Consider the following 15,135-nt stretch of genomic DNA (forward strand, 5'->3'; position numbering starts at 1 on the left):
AAATAAATACTCCGGTAACGGGCAATGTGTTATCAAATGATTTTGATCCAGATGGCGATACATTAATCGTTACTACCACCACAGTTACCACTGCGGAAGGTGTTGTCGTAACAATCGATCCAAACACAGGTGAGTATACCTATACACCCCCAACAGGATTTATAGGCGATGATAGTTTTGTNACCAACAGGATTTATAGGAGACGATAGTTTTGTATATACTATTTGCGACAGTGGCACACCATCATTATGTGATACCGCAATAGTCGTAATCACCGTGGTAGATAACCAAGCTAATATAACCTTAGCCAACGACGATGCATTTTATAATAATACTTGTGATAGTATTTTAGGCAATGTGTTAGAAAACGATTCCGATCCAGAAGGCGATACTCAAACAGTGAATACCACACCAGTAAAAGGCGTTGAAAACGGACTGTTAGTTTTGAATACCAATGGAACATTCACCTACACACCAAATGCAGATTTTACAGGAACAGATAGTTTTGTGTATAGCGTTTGTGATAACGGAACACCACAAGCTTGCGATCAGGCTACGGTTTATATCACGATCGTTGATGCTGAACCGCCTTATATTGTAAGTTGTAACATTGATGATAAAACGATAGAATGTAGTGGTTTGGATAATCAATCGGTAGCCGAAACTTGGAATGCTGAAAATATTGCGGCTTTAGAAATTTGTGCCGAAGATATTTGTGACACCAGTTTAACTGGACAGGTTACATCCGATTTTGATTTTAGTAATTTCAACAGTTCATGTGGATTAAGTGGAAGTATCGATGTTACTTATACCGTTACTGATGATAGCGGAAACGCAACAACTTTATCTGTAACATTAACAATAATAGATACAACACCACCAGATATATCAGATTGTACGCTAGAAGACAAAGTGCTATCATGTAGTTTAAATTCGGCGAAAGAAATGGCAGACCAATGGAATTCAAGTAACATAGCCACTTTGGAGGCATGTGCTAAAGACGATTGTAGTGTAGATCAAGCAGTAACAATTACCTCAAATTATAATTTCGATAACTTGAATGCAGGAAAATTAGAGGTTATTTATACGGTGACTGATGATTGTGGAAATTCCTCAACTACAAGTGCAGCATTAACTTTACAAAACGATGCGGTAACGTCTACCAATATTAGTCTTTGTGTGGACAGTGAAGTTGAATCTCAAGTGTTTAATTTATTTAATTTATTATCGGGTAATTATAATACCGGCGGAACTTGGGCAGTTGTTTCTGGTGATGCATCGATACTAGATGGGCACTATTTCAATCCTAAGTCTATTAGTCTTAGTGGCGAAAACGATTCTGAAACCATCACGTTTAGTTATACAGAAAAAGACTCTAGTTGCCCAACTTATATAGAGGCTTCTATTGAAGTAAACAACGCATGTGCGGTTAAAGGATGTGATCTTGATAATATTGTTGTTTCAGTCTTACTAACGCCTAACGGAGATAGTCATAACGAGTATTTCAATGTTTCGGGTGTTGAAGATTGCGATTTTAAAATTGATGTTAAGATTGTAAACCGATGGGGAGCAATAATTTATCAGTCTAATAATTATCAAAACGACTGGAATGCTTTCATACATAAATCGTCGGTAGGTCCGGCAGGTCAAGTGCCAAGTGGCACCTACTATTATGTAGTAACGTTAATAGGTAGCGGAAAAGCCCCAATAACAGGTCTAATGTATATTGGAACTAAATAAACTTAAGCTATGAAGATTTTAAAAAATAATTTAGTCATATTGATATTATTGACATGGTCAGTAACTTTTGCTCAGCAAATGCCTCAATTTTCGCAGTATATGTTTAATACAATATCAATCAATCCAGCTTATGCAGGGAGTAGGGAAACCTTGTCTGTTGTAGGTTTGCATCGTAGCCAGTGGGTTGGTATAAACGGCGGGCCTACCACTCAGACCTTATCCGTCCATTCTCCATTGCGAAATGATAGAATAGGATTAGGGTTCTCTGTTATAAACGATCAACCTGGTTATGAAAATTTAGTATATGCCTATGCAGATTTTTCATATACCATTTTCACAGGTGAAAATACTAAATTGTCGTTCGGATTAAAAGGTGGTTTTACACACTATAATTTAGATGAAGTATTTTTAAATAACCCTATAGTAACTTCCGATCCTTTCTTTGGTAATTATGCCGATAAATGGAATCCAAATGTAGGTGCAGGGTTTCTATGGCATGCCAACAAATGGTATGTTGGGTTATCGGCACCACGAATTATAAATACAGATTATAGCTTAACAGAAGAAACCTCTAATGTAGAATATATCGCGCTAGAGCGTGTAAGTTACTATTTTACCGGAGGGTATGTATTCGACTTAAATAGTAATGTTAAGTTAAAACCATCCTATTTAATTAAGGCTACCAACGGAGCACCACTTTCGGTAGATTTAAATGCTAACTTTTTATTTCAAGAAAAATTATGGTTAGGTGGTTCGTACAGATTTAATGAGAACACCGCTTCTCTTGGCGCTATAGCAGATTTCCAAATATCGAAAGAGTTTAGAATTGGGTATGCTTATGAACATTATGTATCAGAAATCAGACCATATTTTGGAGGTACTCATGAGGTGTTAATTATATTTGAACCTTTTAATGAAAAACGTAAAAAATCTCCAAGATATTTTTAATCCGAGTCCTATGAAAAATTTTACTTTATTAATTTTTGTTACACTATGCAGCTTTATGTTACATGCTCAAAGAAACAGAGTTGCCGATAAATTATATAGAAATTTTGCTTATCTGGAGGCTGCAAAAATGTACATCGAAGCACTGGAAAAGCAGGATAGTTCTGCCTATTTGCTAACTAGAATTGGCGATTGCTATTATAAAAATTCCGATTCTAAACAAGCACTAAAGTGGTATTCGCTAGTGGCTAAAAAGGGGCAAGATATTACCCCAAAATTTATGTTTAAATACATTCAAACGCTTCGAAGTGTCGGCAATAACAAACTTGCAGACGAATGGCTTGTCCGATTTAAAAATTATACACCAACAGATAGTCTTATTCTAAATTCTAAGTTTAGTAACGTTACAACAAACCTTGAAGCTAAGCCTCAGTTAAAGCTAATAAACTTAAATACCAATACGAGTTTTGCCGATTTTGGTGGATTTGAAGATGAATCTGGGAATTTCTACTTTTCGTCATCGGCTTCAAAAGAAGAAATGTCGAAAAATAAAAAGGATAAAATTTATAAATGGAATGAAGAACCGTATTTAAAAATTTATCAGGCCAAAGTAAAGAAAACGGATGATTCTGTTGAAATTGAAAATTTTGAACCGATTGCTGCAGATTCTATTAACTCGGTTTCGAACCATCAAGGCACATTAACTATTACTAAAGATGGCAAAACATTATATTTTACGGGTAATAATGTTAAGAAAAATGACAAAGCTGTTTACGATAAAAAGGGTACCAATAATTTAAAGATATATCGCGCGAGCTTCATTGATGGGCAATGGGGTAATATAAAAGATCTTTCAATTAATGATAAAAATTATTCTACAGGGCACCCAACTTTAAGTCCAGACGAAAAAAGTCTTTATTTTGTTTCAGATAAAGCAGGAGGATATGGTCAATCAGATTTGTATGTCGTAGCCATAAATGAAGACGGCACACTTGGTGAAGCAAAAAATTTAGGTCCAAAAATAAACACCTCAGGACGCGAAATGTTTCCGTTTGTAGCTAAAGATTCTACTTTATATTTTTCTTCTGATGGGTATATAGAAAACAGCTATGGTTTATTAGATATTTATAAAACAGATGCCATTAAAAAAGGATTGTCTAATCTGGTGACTATTGAAAATATGGGACCTGTTTTTAACAGTGGCTACGACGATTTTGCTTTTTTTACGAATGATGGCGAAAAAACCGGATATCTTTCTTCTAATAGAGAAAACGGACAAGGAAGCGATGACATTTATGCTTTTTTAATAGAAAAGTGTCAGCAAAGTATTGTAGGTATTGTTTATGATGTGCTAACAAATGAACCAGTAAAAGGCGTAAAAGTATTATTAAAGGATAAAGACGGAATCGATTTAGAAAATACTCTTACTAACCAAGACGGTATGTACATGTTTGAAGATCAGGATTGTGAAACTAATTTTATAGTTACTGCGAGCAAATTAAGACATGAATCGAGCGTGAAAAACTTATTTACCACGAATATACCGAATGATAAAATTAATGCCGATTTATACTTAAAACCTAATGATATTAATATAAATCCTATTTATTTTGATTATGATAAATGGAATATAAGACCTGATGCTGCATTAGAATTAGATAAAGTAGTAGCTGTTTTGAAAAACTATCCTAAAATGATAATTAAAATTGAATCCCATACAGATAGTCGTGGTGATGATGCCTATAATTTAGCCTTATCAGATCGACGTGCAAAATCTACTCGAGACTATATTTTTTCAAAAGGAATTTCAGAGAAACAAATTGAAAGTGCTATAGGTTACGGTGAATCTCAATTAGTAAATCGTTGCATTAACGGATTTAGGAATAAATGTTCTGATGCAGAACATGAGGAAAATAGGCGTTCTCTATTTATAATAGTAAACTTTGAAACCTTCGATAAATAAAAAAAGAAACGACTTCAATTGAAGTCGTTTTTCTTTTATTGATAGGAGCAATGAGTTAATAGCAAACACATTTTCTAACTATTCTCTATATCGCTAATATGGTGTTCTAGCGCTTTTACAGAAATTTGTATTTCCATAATCAATAATCCTAAAGATATAATTAGTAAAATAAGTGCAGTACCAAAAACCCAAATAGCCAAGGTGTGTTGTTGTATGTAAATTAAAAACATTGTTAATACACAAAGTAGTAAACTAGAAATACCAAATATTTGCATAGACCGGGTTAGATACAGGCGTTTTTTAATATTTTGTATTTGAGCAATTAATACCTTGTTTTTGTTTTTTTGGTATTTACTGTGTAAATCTCGTATGGTTGCAGCATAGGCTAAAAATCGGTTGGTGTAGGCGAGCATAATCAGTGAAATGGCCGAAAATAGTACTGCTGGTGTGGTAAGGGTTAATTCTTCCATGTGTTTAAATTTTCTTCAAAGTTATAGAACTTTTAAAAGATATATTTTAAATAATCTCTAAAGTTTTTAGCGACACAAAACAAAAAAGAAACCCTATTGGATTTCTCTTCTGTTAAATTATATCTTTTTGTTTTAATTAAAGATCTATTAAATACCCAATTGATAGATTTATAAAGCTGGTTGTTTTAAGCTCGGGTTCTGTTTCAACACGAGAAGGCAAGTTAATATTGTAACCTAATTCAAAATCCCAAGATTTGGTTACTAAAATAAACGGAATATTAATTTGTGTGTTTAATAAATCGAAGATGTCGTTGTAAATATATTCCACAGTGGTCACATCATCTATTGTGTTAAGTTGTTCTAAAGCTGTGGTTTGTTGCGCCATCAAAAAACTTAGTTGAGGTCTAAATTTTAAGGTAAAATCATTTTCTCTAACTATAGCAACATTGGCGTAAGTGCGCGACACAATTTGAAAGGATTGATCGGTTCCAAATAAATAAGACGTTGCTAGTTTTGTGCCTAGTGTTCGTTTTTTGTTTCGTATGCCTAAACTTAAATCTATTGAGTTTGTAAAAGCGTCCCAACCGTTGGCATAAAAATATCTGGTATATCCAACATTATAATTAATAAGCTTGTTTTTACCAAGGGTGTTGTAATAACCGAGGGCAATATTGGTAAAATCCCAATGCGGGCTAAAGGTTTCGTAATAAATACCAGAAACGCTAATGTTAAATCCTGAATTGCTGTAATACGATATTTGTGGCACCATATTAAATTGATTGATTCCAGAATCGCGACCCGAAAAAAAAGTATTACTGTTAAAAGATACATTTGTGTAAATAAAATTATTGGTATTGAATGAATCTAAAATATCATTCATAAACTGTTGCTCGTTAAAAAAGAGTTCGTCGAGAAGCATGTCAATTTCGTCTTCTTTTGGTTCTTGGGCATTTATATTAACAGCGGTTGCCGCCATAAAAAGCAGCAACCAAAGTACTAATAGTTGTTTTTTAAAAAAGGATTGCGTTTTCATCTTTACAAGATTTTAACTGCCTCCATTTCCATTCCCGTTTCCGCTTCCGCTTCCGTTACCAGTACGTGTTCCGTCGTTATTTCTGGTTTTTGTTCCATTGTTGCCATTACCTCCAAAGCCTTCGCCATTTCTCATTTCGCCTTGGCCAGATTGTTGTCTGGTTTGTTGCATTTGTTCTTGTAGCATTTGTCTTTGTTCTTGTGTGCAAGATTCTCTGAACTGGTCTCTTAACTGACGTAATTGACGTTCTTGACTTTGAATCATTTGATTTTGCGCATCGGTGAAAGATTCTTTTAAACGCAATCTTATTTGTTCTTTAGTCTGAGTTTTGTCTTGTAAAATGGCTTTTTGTTCCGCAGTTAAAGACGCTTTAAGTTGTTCTCTGTTTTTCAACATTAACTGGCGTTGGGTTTGTAACATTTCTTTTTGTTGAAGTGTTAACTGGTTCATAATAGGTGTGTAATCATCTTCTTGAGCAAAAAGAGTACTACCTGTACCTAAAAACATTATTAAACTAAATAATGCGATTACTGTTTTTAATGATGTTGTTTTCATGATTTATGAGTTTATATTTTTAAATCTGTTCTACTACTTAGAACTTAAATTTTTAAAATAGTTTGGTTTTATAAAACAATATTTTCGATTAAACTTTTATCTATATAGCTGTCTATTAACGAATCTTCTATTAAAATGGAGTTCATGAAAATGTTTTCTAAATCTTGTTCAGATTTTTCGGCTTCAATTAAAACATTGTTTATTATATAACTGTCTAAAAAGTGGTTCATTTCAGCATCTGGTACCATTAGCGACGAAACTAAAAAATCGTCTTCTAAAAAATCTGAATCAAAGAGTTGCATGTCTTTGGTATTGGTTATTTGAACCTCGTTGGGTTTGCTCTCATTATGCATCCAAATCGTAAGTGCTAGCGCTAGTATGATGCTGGCAGCCATAGGATATGCAAACATTGGTTTAAGCCAAAAAACGCTTTGTTTAGGTTCTTCAGCTTTAATGACTTTGTTAAGAATAGCTGCTTTTGATTTGGCAAAGTAATCTTCAGGAATGTCCATTCCTAACTTATCCTTGTGATACTTTGAAATGTCTTTTTTATTTTGGTTTGAATTTTTCATAATGTTTATAGTTGTTGATTTCTGTTAGACCCGAACTGCTTTAAATAGTTTGTTTAACATTGTGCTAATATTTTTTCTTCAATAATTTTTACGGCAGAATAATAAGATGACTTTAAGGTGTTCTCACTGATATTTAAAATTTCTGATATGTCATGGAAACTTAAATCATCAAAATATTTCATTTGAAACACCCGTTTTTGCTTGTCTGTTAATGTAGCAATGGCTTCGTTAAGTTTTAATTGTAATTCGTTACCGTTAAAAAAACTATCCTGTGTTAAATTTTTAAGGTATTGGTTAGCGTCTTGTTCTAATGGCACTAAAGTTTTTACCTTATTCTTTTCTAAAAAACGAATAGATTCATTGTAAGCAATGCGATACATCCAGGTGTGTAGCGTACTTTTTTCTTTAAAGTTATGTATGCCGTTAAATATGCGAATAAAGGTTTCTTGTAGTACATCGTTGGCGTTATCGTGGGTTATAACTATTTTTCGAATATGCCAATACAACCGCTCTTGATACAGATCAAGTAAATCCTTAAAAGCTTCATTTTTAAACTTAGGATTTTTAAGTTTTTTAATAAGTTCAACTTCTTGATTCACAATTCGAAGATTTTATAACTTAGACCCTTCTTTTATCAAATAGTTTGTTTTAAATTACAAAAATTTATTTACCTAAATAGCCTCGATTTTTATTAGTTTAGTAATATGCAAGAAGATTTTTTACATTACATCTGGAAATATAAAAAGTTCGACTTTTCAAATTTAAAATCGACTACAAACGAGCCGATTCTTGTTGCAACGGTGGGACAACATAACTTGAATGCTGGCCCCGATTTTTTTAACGCGCAACTTACAATAGGGCAGCAGCTTTGGGCTGGTAATGTAGAAATTCATATCAAGTCGTCCGATTGGTTTTTGCATAATCACGAACAAGACAAGGCGTATGATAATGTTATATTACATGTAGTTTGGGAACACGACACCGAGGTATTTAGAAAAGACAATACAGCAATTCCTACTTTGCAATTAAAAGATTTTACTAATAAAGCAGTTATAAATAATTATGAAAAGCTATTTTCTAAAAACGGTAAATGGATTAATTGTGAAAATGATTTTGCCACGGTAGACGATTTTGTTTTAAACAATTGGCTCGAGCGTTTGTATTTAGAACGTTTGGAACGAAAATCGGAAGTTATTCAGCAACTTTTAAATACCACCAAAAACGATTGGGAAGCTGTTTTTTTTATCATGTTAGCAAAGAATTTTGGATTGAAGGTAAATGGAGAAGCGTTTTTTAGTGTAGCTAAATCAATTGATTTTTCGATAGTTAGAAAAACACAATCTAACATTAAATCCTTAGAAGCCTTGTTTTTTGGACAAGCAGGATTGTTGGAAGACGATATTCAATCGGCGTATTATCTAGAGTTAGTAAAAGACTATCAGTTTCTAAAACATAAGTTTAATCTCGAAAACCATCAAGTACTGCCTTTGCAGTTTTTTAGATTACGACCACCAAATTTCCCAACAATACGACTATCACAATTGGCAAGTTTGTATGTGAATCATAAAAATCTGTTTTCAAAAATTATAGAAACAAATGCATTATCCGATTTTTACAAGCTGTTTAATGTGTCCACCTCCGAGTTCTGGAAAACGCATTATACATTTCAAAAAGAATCTGCTTCATCAACAAAAGTCCTAACAAAATCGTTTATCGACTTACTTTTAATAAATACCATTTTACCTATAAAATTTTGCTATTCTAAAGAAAAGGGTCAAGATAATGATGCTGTATTTCTAGAAATTGCCAATCAAATGGCTTCCGAAAAGAACAGTGTTATAGATGCCTTTAATCGTTTAAAAAAGGTCGCTACATCGTCTTTACACTCTCAGGCACTTATTCAATTAAAAACCGAATATTGCTCGAAGAATAAATGTTTGCAATGTGCGGTGGGAAGCAAACTAATAAGTAACTAGGTTTTTAGAAAAACTTTTAAACTTTATACTTTAAAACTTGTAAACTAAGTGTTAAATTGCAGCATGAACAGTATTTATAAACCATTATTGTTTTTTCAAAAGCACGGATATTATGTTTGCCAGCGTATCGCGGAACGTTTGGGCATAAGAACCAAAGTGGTGCGTACCACATTTATGTATTTAACCTTTGTAACACTGGGTTTTGGTTTCGCGTTGTATTTGTTTTTGGCTTTTTGGATGCGAATTAAAGATTTGGTTTATACAAAACGTTCGTCGGTTTTCGATTTATAATTTATGAACCCAGTAGCAAATTTTTTTAGAACCAGAATTTATACAGCCATTTTTTTAATGGTTTTTATATTATTAGTCGGTGTTATTGGATATAAAACAATTTCTAATTACTCGTGGGTTGATGCTGCTTACATGACAGTTATTACAATGACCACCGTTGGTTTTGGTGAAGTAATGCCGTTAGACAATCAATCTAAAATTTTCACCATATTTTTAATATTAGCAAGTGTGTTAATCATGGGTTACGCACTTTCTATTATAACAGAATATATTTTAAGCAAAAACCATTTTGAAGAATTAAAATATAAAAGAATGCAAAAGAATATAGATCGTCTTAAAAACCATGTGGTTGTATGTGGTTATGGCAGAAATGGAAAACAAGCTGTTAGAAAATTGTTGGCTTATAATAAATCGTTTGTTGTTATTGAAAAAAATAAGGAATTAGAAGAACGATTACAGCAAGACAATGTGCCTTATGTAATAGGAAATGCCAACGAAGATGAAATTTTATTACAAGCAGGTGTAGAGCGTGCATCAAATTTTATTTCGGCCTTACCTAATGATGCCGATAACCTTTTTGTAGTGCTTTCAGCAAGACAAATTAATAGAAATATAAATATCATTAGTCGCGCATCTAACGAATCTTCTTATGATAAATTAAAATTCGCCGGAGCTAACAATGTGATTTTGCCAGATAAAATTGGAGGCGATCATATGGCGTCTTTGGTGGTTATTCCAGGGCTTATGGAGTTTATAGATAACTTGTCGATTGTTGGAAAATCAAACATTAATATTGAAGAAGTTGCGGTCGAAAAATTATTTGGCAGACAAAAAACCGGAACTATAAAAGAGTTAGACTTACGAAGAAAAACGGGTTGTTCGGTTATTGGGTATAAAGACGAAAATGGGGAATATTTTGTAAACCCAGAAGCTGAGTTAGAGTTGGCTATCAACTCTAGAATCATCGTTTTAGGACGACCAGAACAGATTGAAGCGCTAAATACTATTTACAATATTGATTAATTTTTTTGCTTTTTTAACAGCAAATGTTTCAATAAACCATATTTTTTTAGCATCTTGAACTCCTTTATTAAATATCTTTCAAAAAATTACTATAATTCTATGAAGAAAAATCTGCTTTCTATTTTTACATTCGTAATTCCATTTATAACATTTGCACAAAACACAACAAAAATAGGCATCGACCAAAAAATAGATCAAGCATTCGGAGACGCAACGGGTTGGTTCGTTGATCTCATTTTTTATCAGATTCCATTCGGCGAAAATATCAAGGTGTTTTGGGTATTATTCCCTTTAATATTGGGTGCCACTTATTTCACGTTTTATTTTAAACTTGTCAATTTTACTGGGTTTTGGACATCAATTAATATTGTAAGAGGTAATTATGATGATTTAGAAGGACGAATAGATCATAAAGTAGAAATTTCAAAATCTAAATTTACAGATGAAGACGATAACCCCGATACCATACGTGTTGAAGGGCATGTGGGTGAAGTATCCCATTTTCAGGCATTAACAGCGGCACTATCGGCAACGGTGGGCTTAGGAAATATAGCCGGTGTTGCCATTGCGGTTTCTATTGGTGGCGCAGGCGCAACTTTCTGGATGATTGTTGCTGGTTTACTAGGTATGGCGTCTAAGTTTGTAGAGTGTACGCTTGGGGTAAAATACAGAGATATTGATGAGGATGGAACGGTTTACGGTGGACCCATGTATTATTTAACCAAAGGTTTAAAATCAAAAGGGTTAGATAAATTAGGGAAATTATTAGCTGTATTGTTTGCCATTTTTGTTATTGGTGGATCGTTTGGAGGTGGTAATATGTTTCAGGCTAATCAAGCGTTTCAACTAGTTGAGAATATTACAGGTGGTGCTAATTCAGTTTTACACGGAAAAGGCTGGCTGTTTGGGTTAATTATGTCGGTATTGGTTGGAATTGTAATTATAGGTGGTATAAAGAAAATTGCAAAAGTGACTGATAAAATAGTGCCCTTCATGGTTGTTATTTATGTAGCGGCATCATTGTTTGTAATTTTTGCTAATTACGACATGATTGGAGGTGCTTTTATGCAAATATTCGATGGCGCATTTAGTCCCAAAGGTATCGCAGGTGGTGCTATTGGCGTATTGGTGCAAGGTTTCAGACGTGCTGCTTTTTCAAACGAAGCTGGTGTAGGTTCTGCATCGATAGCGCATTCAGCAGTTATAACACAATATCCGGCAAGTGAGGGAATGGTAGCTTTATTAGAACCATTTATAGATACCGTTGTAGTATGTACTATGACAGCATTAGTCTTAATTATCACCGGAAATGTAACGGCAGAAAATGCTGCATTAAACGATGCTCAGGCAATCTTATTAACCTCTGGTGCTTTTGGTTCGGTAATATCTTGGTTTCCATATGTGCTTACCGTGGCTGTTGTTTTATTTGCATTTAGTACCATGATTTCCTGGTCTTACTATGGTTTTCAAGGTTGGGCATATTTATTCGGAAGAAGTAAAAAGGCAGAATACACCTATAAATTATTGTTTTGTGTTTTTGTAATAATTGGTTCGGCAGCAAGTTTAGGATCTGTAATTGGTTTCTCTGATGCCATGATTTTTGCAATGATGGTACCAAATATGGTTGGATTGGTGATTCTTGCTCCTAAAGTTAAAGAAGAACTGAATATCTATATGAAAGCGATTAAAGCGAGAAATTCTTAACTTTTTAAGTTAAAATATTATAAAAATCTATTTTTTAAGGCCCTTTATAATTGCAAATTGATTTTTTTAATGATAATAGCTATTATTATTTAATATGTCAAATTTTTTACGATATTCGCTTTTATTATTTTACAATCCATAATTAGTATTTATGTCAAAATCAAACGAAGCATGGGGCTCGCGTATTGGTCTAATTTTAGCAATGGCGGGAAATGCTGTTGGTTTAGGTAACTTTCTAAGATTTCCAGTACAAGCCGTTCAAAATGGTGGCGGCGCCTTTATAATTCCCTATTTAGTATGTTTTGTATTAATGGGAATTCCATTGTTATTTATTGAGTGGTCTTCTGGAAGATATGGTGGTAAATTTGGTAACCACAGTACGCCGTATATTTTAGACTCTATGGTTAAAGGTCGCGTTCTTAAATACATTGGTGTTTTTGGAATTTTTACCAATATAGCAGTTGTTTCGTATTATGCCTATATAGAATCGTGGACCATGTCTTATGTATTTCACTCTTTAAAAGGGACGTTTGTGGGCATGTCGCAAAGCGAAGTAGCTGGTTTTTTTGATTCGTATATTGATATAGCGCATAGCACAACAGGAATTCCTTATGAAGCCGTTTTATTTTACATATTATGTTTATCAATTAATGTATACATACTTTCTAAAGGGTTAAAAGGCATTGAAAAGGTTGCAAAAATAGGAATGCCGCTATTAATCTTATTTGGTGTAATATTAGCTGTTCGAGGTTATACTTTAGGTACAAGTGGAGCTTCAGAAATGTTTCCGGATGCCAATGCCTGGGACGGATTAAACTTTTTATGGACACCGCAATATAGCTCGCTCCTCGATTTAAAAGTTTGGATGGCCGCTGCAGGTCAAATATTCTTTACGCTTTCTGTCGGTATGGGAACCATTCACTGCTATGCAGCCTATTTAAAAAGTAAGGACGATATCGCTTTAAATGCTGTTTCTGCAGGATTTATGAACGAATTTGTTGAGGTTGTTTTAGGTAGCGCTATTGTAATTCCTATCGCTGCAGGTTATTTAGGTCTTGATTGGGTTCTAAATAATGCAGGCTTCGGAATGGCGTTTCAAACCATGCCTTATTTATTCCAACAATGGGGGCCGATTTTAGCTGCCATAGGCGGTTTTATGTGGTTTGGTTTGTTATTCTTTGCAGGCATAACCAGTTCGCTGGCCATGGGTACACCATGGATGGGCTTTATGCGCGATGAATTTGGATGGGGTAGTAATAAAGGAGCATGGACATTTGGCGCTTTAGCGCTTGTAATGGGTTTGCCAACTGTATTTTTTTTCAAGCAAGGGGTATTTGATGAATATGATTATTGGGCGGGAACCGTAAGTTTAGTGGTCTTTGCAATGATGGAAACAATCTTGTTTTCATGGATTTTTGGTTTGAAAAAAGGCTGGCGAGAAATTACAGATGGTGCCGATATTAAAGTGCCGAACTTTTATAAGTATATTATTAAATACGTAACACCATTAATGCTAATTGTGGTGTTTTTAGGGGCTTTATTTTCGCCATTGAATAATGATTGGTCTGGAAATTTAAATAGCTTATTTTCTGGTAACGGATGGAGTTTGTCTAACACCTCCATTATAAAAACAATTACCCATGCAGGCTTAAAAGAACAATTAGCCATGGCTACCGATCCGCTGGTAATAGAAAGTTTAAACGATAAAATGTTTTATATAAACATTGCTAGAATAATGTTAATGTCATTATTTATATTTATTTCATTATTAGTATATTTAGCATTTAATAAGCGAAGAAAAGAAGGGAGAGCCACATTATGAAAACCGAAGCATTAATTATGTTAATAGGAGCACAAGGCGTAGTAATCGCTTTTATGTCTTATTTTTTCTATAAAGTTTTAACAACACCACCTAAGCCTGAACCAGATTCATACTTAGATAACGATGATGTGGTAAGATAATATTACATTGAAATTTAACCTTAAAATATCCCATTTCACCTATTCTAAAGAACAGAGAAATGGGATTATTTTATTAATAGTACTCATTGTTATCTTTCAATGTATTTATTTTTTTATCGATTTTTCTTCTCCTGAAGTTAACGTCAATAAAACTGAATTAGCAAAATTTCAAAGAGAAATAGATTCGCTTAAATTACTGGAGATGGAATCCAGAAAACCGAAAATATACCCGTTTAATCCTAATTATATTACCGATTTTAAAGGTGCTTCTTTAGGCATGACTAATGAAGAGATTGATAGATTATTAGCCTTTAGAAAGCAAGATAAATGGATTAATTCTACCAAACAATTTCAGGAAGTTACTCAAATATCAGATTCGCTGTTAGATGCCATTTCACCATATTTTAAATTTCCAGATTGGGTTAATAATGCGTCAAAAACGGTCGAAAAAACTAATTATGCCTTCAACAACAAACCAAAAACTTTTGCAGAAAAGCTAGATTTAAATAAGGCCACTGCAGAACAATTACAGCAAGTGCATGGTATTGGTGCGTATTATGCAGAACGTATTATAAAACTTAGAAACTCTTTTCCTGGCGGTTTTATTGATATGGTTCAACTGCAAGATGTTTACGGATTAAAACCAGAGGTTATAGAAAAAATTAGTGAGGCGTTTGCAGTAAAATCACCACGCGCAATTAATAAAATAATTTTAAACAAAGCGTCTGTAGATGAGTTGGTTACCATTCAGCACATCGATTATAATTTAGCCTTCAATATTGTAGAACAACGCAAGTTAAGAGATGGTTATAAATCGATAGACGAATTAAAAAAAGTTAAGGACTTTCCAGTAAATAAAATCGATATAATTAAATTATATTTGTCGCTTGATTGAAAATGG

The 15,135-nt window shown here is 33.5% G+C and carries 16 protein-coding genes; 11 read left to right on the forward strand and 5 right to left on the reverse strand.

Features of this window, described 5'->3' with window-relative positions:
• Window positions 1–26: 26 nt before the first annotated feature.
• From ACFQ0I_RS14000 to ACFQ0I_RS14015, 4 genes are read left to right on the forward strand one after another with little or no spacing between them, the layout of a single operon-like run.
• Window positions 27–209, forward strand: coding sequence for an Ig-like domain-containing protein (locus ACFQ0I_RS14000; RefSeq protein ID WP_449288680.1), 183 nt, complete (start codon window positions 27–29; stop codon window positions 207–209).
• Window positions 169–1,740 (forward strand): Ig-like domain-containing protein, encoded by a 1,572-nt coding sequence (locus ACFQ0I_RS14005; RefSeq protein WP_379943295.1) that lies wholly within the window; start codon window positions 169–171, stop codon window positions 1,738–1,740. Before ACFQ0I_RS14000 ends, ACFQ0I_RS14005 begins: the two co-directional genes overlap by 41 nt.
• A 9-nt stretch (window positions 1,741–1,749) precedes the next feature.
• The gene (locus tag ACFQ0I_RS14010; RefSeq protein WP_379943297.1) at window positions 1,750–2,688 is read left to right on the forward strand and encodes a PorP/SprF family type IX secretion system membrane protein; all 939 of its coding nucleotides are present in this window, start codon (window positions 1,750–1,752) and stop codon (window positions 2,686–2,688) included.
• A 10-nt stretch (window positions 2,689–2,698) separates the two neighbouring features.
• On the forward strand, window positions 2,699–4,648 hold the full coding sequence (locus tag ACFQ0I_RS14015; protein ID WP_379943298.1) for an OmpA family protein: 1,950 nt from the start codon (window positions 2,699–2,701) through the stop codon (window positions 4,646–4,648).
• Between the two features lie 74 nt (window positions 4,649–4,722).
• On the opposite strand, the gene ACFQ0I_RS14020 is transcribed toward ACFQ0I_RS14015, so the two are convergent.
• The 5 genes from ACFQ0I_RS14020 to ACFQ0I_RS14040 form a co-directional block, all read right to left on the reverse strand.
• Window positions 4,723–5,118, reverse strand: coding sequence for a DUF2721 domain-containing protein (locus tag ACFQ0I_RS14020; RefSeq protein ID WP_379943299.1), 396 nt, complete (start codon window positions 5,116–5,118; stop codon window positions 4,723–4,725).
• A 136-nt stretch (window positions 5,119–5,254) separates the two neighbouring features.
• Window positions 5,255–6,151, reverse strand: a complete 897-nt coding sequence (locus ACFQ0I_RS14025) for a hypothetical protein (RefSeq protein WP_379943301.1) — start codon at window positions 6,149–6,151, stop codon at window positions 5,255–5,257.
• A 12-nt stretch (window positions 6,152–6,163) separates the two neighbouring features.
• The gene (locus ACFQ0I_RS14030; RefSeq protein ID WP_379943303.1) at window positions 6,164–6,706 is read right to left on the reverse strand and encodes a hypothetical protein; all 543 of its coding nucleotides are present in this window, start codon (window positions 6,704–6,706) and stop codon (window positions 6,164–6,166) included.
• A gap of 68 nt (window positions 6,707–6,774) precedes the next feature.
• On the reverse strand, window positions 6,775–7,278 hold the full coding sequence (locus ACFQ0I_RS14035; RefSeq protein WP_379943304.1) for a hypothetical protein: 504 nt from the start codon (window positions 7,276–7,278) through the stop codon (window positions 6,775–6,777).
• 53 nt (window positions 7,279–7,331) lie between these two features.
• Window positions 7,332–7,877, reverse strand: coding sequence for an RNA polymerase sigma factor (locus ACFQ0I_RS14040; protein ID WP_379943306.1), 546 nt, complete (start codon window positions 7,875–7,877; stop codon window positions 7,332–7,334).
• 105 nt (window positions 7,878–7,982) lie between these two features.
• Here ACFQ0I_RS14040 and ACFQ0I_RS14045 point away from each other — a divergent pair, with 105 nt between their 5' ends.
• From ACFQ0I_RS14045 to ACFQ0I_RS14075, 7 genes are all read left to right on the forward strand, one after another.
• Window positions 7,983–9,254: a DUF2851 family protein gene (locus ACFQ0I_RS14045; RefSeq protein ID WP_379943308.1), complete on the forward strand. Its 1,272-nt coding sequence runs from the start codon at window positions 7,983–7,985 to the stop codon at window positions 9,252–9,254.
• 63 nt (window positions 9,255–9,317) lie between these two features.
• Complete coding sequence (locus ACFQ0I_RS14050) at window positions 9,318–9,545, forward strand: PspC domain-containing protein (RefSeq protein WP_379943310.1); 228 nt, start codon at window positions 9,318–9,320, stop codon at window positions 9,543–9,545.
• A gap of 3 nt (window positions 9,546–9,548) precedes the next feature.
• Window positions 9,549–10,568, forward strand: coding sequence for a potassium channel family protein (locus ACFQ0I_RS14055; RefSeq protein WP_379943312.1), 1,020 nt, complete (start codon window positions 9,549–9,551; stop codon window positions 10,566–10,568).
• A gap of 99 nt (window positions 10,569–10,667) precedes the next feature.
• Window positions 10,668–12,272, forward strand: a complete 1,605-nt coding sequence (locus ACFQ0I_RS14060; protein WP_379943314.1) for an alanine/glycine:cation symporter family protein — start codon at window positions 10,668–10,670, stop codon at window positions 12,270–12,272.
• A 151-nt stretch (window positions 12,273–12,423) separates the two neighbouring features.
• Complete coding sequence (locus tag ACFQ0I_RS14065; RefSeq protein WP_379943315.1) at window positions 12,424–14,094, forward strand: sodium:calcium symporter; 1,671 nt, start codon at window positions 12,424–12,426, stop codon at window positions 14,092–14,094.
• On the forward strand, window positions 14,091–14,234 hold the full coding sequence (locus ACFQ0I_RS14070) for a hypothetical protein (protein WP_379943316.1): 144 nt from the start codon (window positions 14,091–14,093) through the stop codon (window positions 14,232–14,234). Before ACFQ0I_RS14065 ends, ACFQ0I_RS14070 begins: the two co-directional genes overlap by 4 nt.
• Window positions 14,235–14,436: 202 nt before the next feature.
• Window positions 14,437–15,129 (forward strand): ComEA family DNA-binding protein, encoded by a 693-nt coding sequence (locus tag ACFQ0I_RS14075; RefSeq protein ID WP_379943318.1) that lies wholly within the window; start codon window positions 14,437–14,439, stop codon window positions 15,127–15,129.
• Window positions 15,130–15,135 lie beyond the last annotated feature (6 nt).

The sequence above is a fragment of the Mariniflexile aquimaris genome, assembly GCF_042676825.1.
Classification (GTDB): domain Bacteria; phylum Bacteroidota; class Bacteroidia; order Flavobacteriales; family Flavobacteriaceae; genus Mariniflexile; species Mariniflexile aquimaris.

Coding starts and splice junctions, on each gene's coding strand:
- ACFQ0I_RS14010 (WP_379943297.1), top strand. CDS start 1,750: ATGAAGATTTTAAAAAATAATTTAGTCATATTGATATTATTGACATGG.
- ACFQ0I_RS14015 (WP_379943298.1), top strand. CDS start 2,699: ATGAAAAATTTTACTTTATTAATTTTTGTTACACTATGCAGCTTTATG.
- ACFQ0I_RS14020 (WP_379943299.1), bottom strand. CDS start 5,118: ATGGAAGAATTAACCCTTACCACACCAGCAGTACTATTTTCGGCCATT.
- ACFQ0I_RS14025 (WP_379943301.1), bottom strand. CDS start 6,151: ATGAAAACGCAATCCTTTTTTAAAAAACAACTATTAGTACTTTGGTTG.
- ACFQ0I_RS14030 (WP_379943303.1), bottom strand. CDS start 6,706: ATGAAAACAACATCATTAAAAACAGTAATCGCATTATTTAGTTTAATA.
- ACFQ0I_RS14035 (WP_379943304.1), bottom strand. CDS start 7,278: ATGAAAAATTCAAACCAAAATAAAAAAGACATTTCAAAGTATCACAAG.
- ACFQ0I_RS14045 (WP_379943308.1), top strand. CDS start 7,983: ATGCAAGAAGATTTTTTACATTACATCTGGAAATATAAAAAGTTCGAC.
- ACFQ0I_RS14050 (WP_379943310.1), top strand. CDS start 9,318: ATGAACAGTATTTATAAACCATTATTGTTTTTTCAAAAGCACGGATAT.
- ACFQ0I_RS14055 (WP_379943312.1), top strand. CDS start 9,549: ATGAACCCAGTAGCAAATTTTTTTAGAACCAGAATTTATACAGCCATT.
- ACFQ0I_RS14060 (WP_379943314.1), top strand. CDS start 10,668: ATGAAGAAAAATCTGCTTTCTATTTTTACATTCGTAATTCCATTTATA.
- ACFQ0I_RS14065 (WP_379943315.1), top strand. CDS start 12,424: ATGTCAAAATCAAACGAAGCATGGGGCTCGCGTATTGGTCTAATTTTA.
- ACFQ0I_RS14070 (WP_379943316.1), top strand. CDS start 14,091: ATGAAAACCGAAGCATTAATTATGTTAATAGGAGCACAAGGCGTAGTA.
- ACFQ0I_RS14075 (WP_379943318.1), top strand. CDS start 14,437: ATGGAATCCAGAAAACCGAAAATATACCCGTTTAATCCTAATTATATT.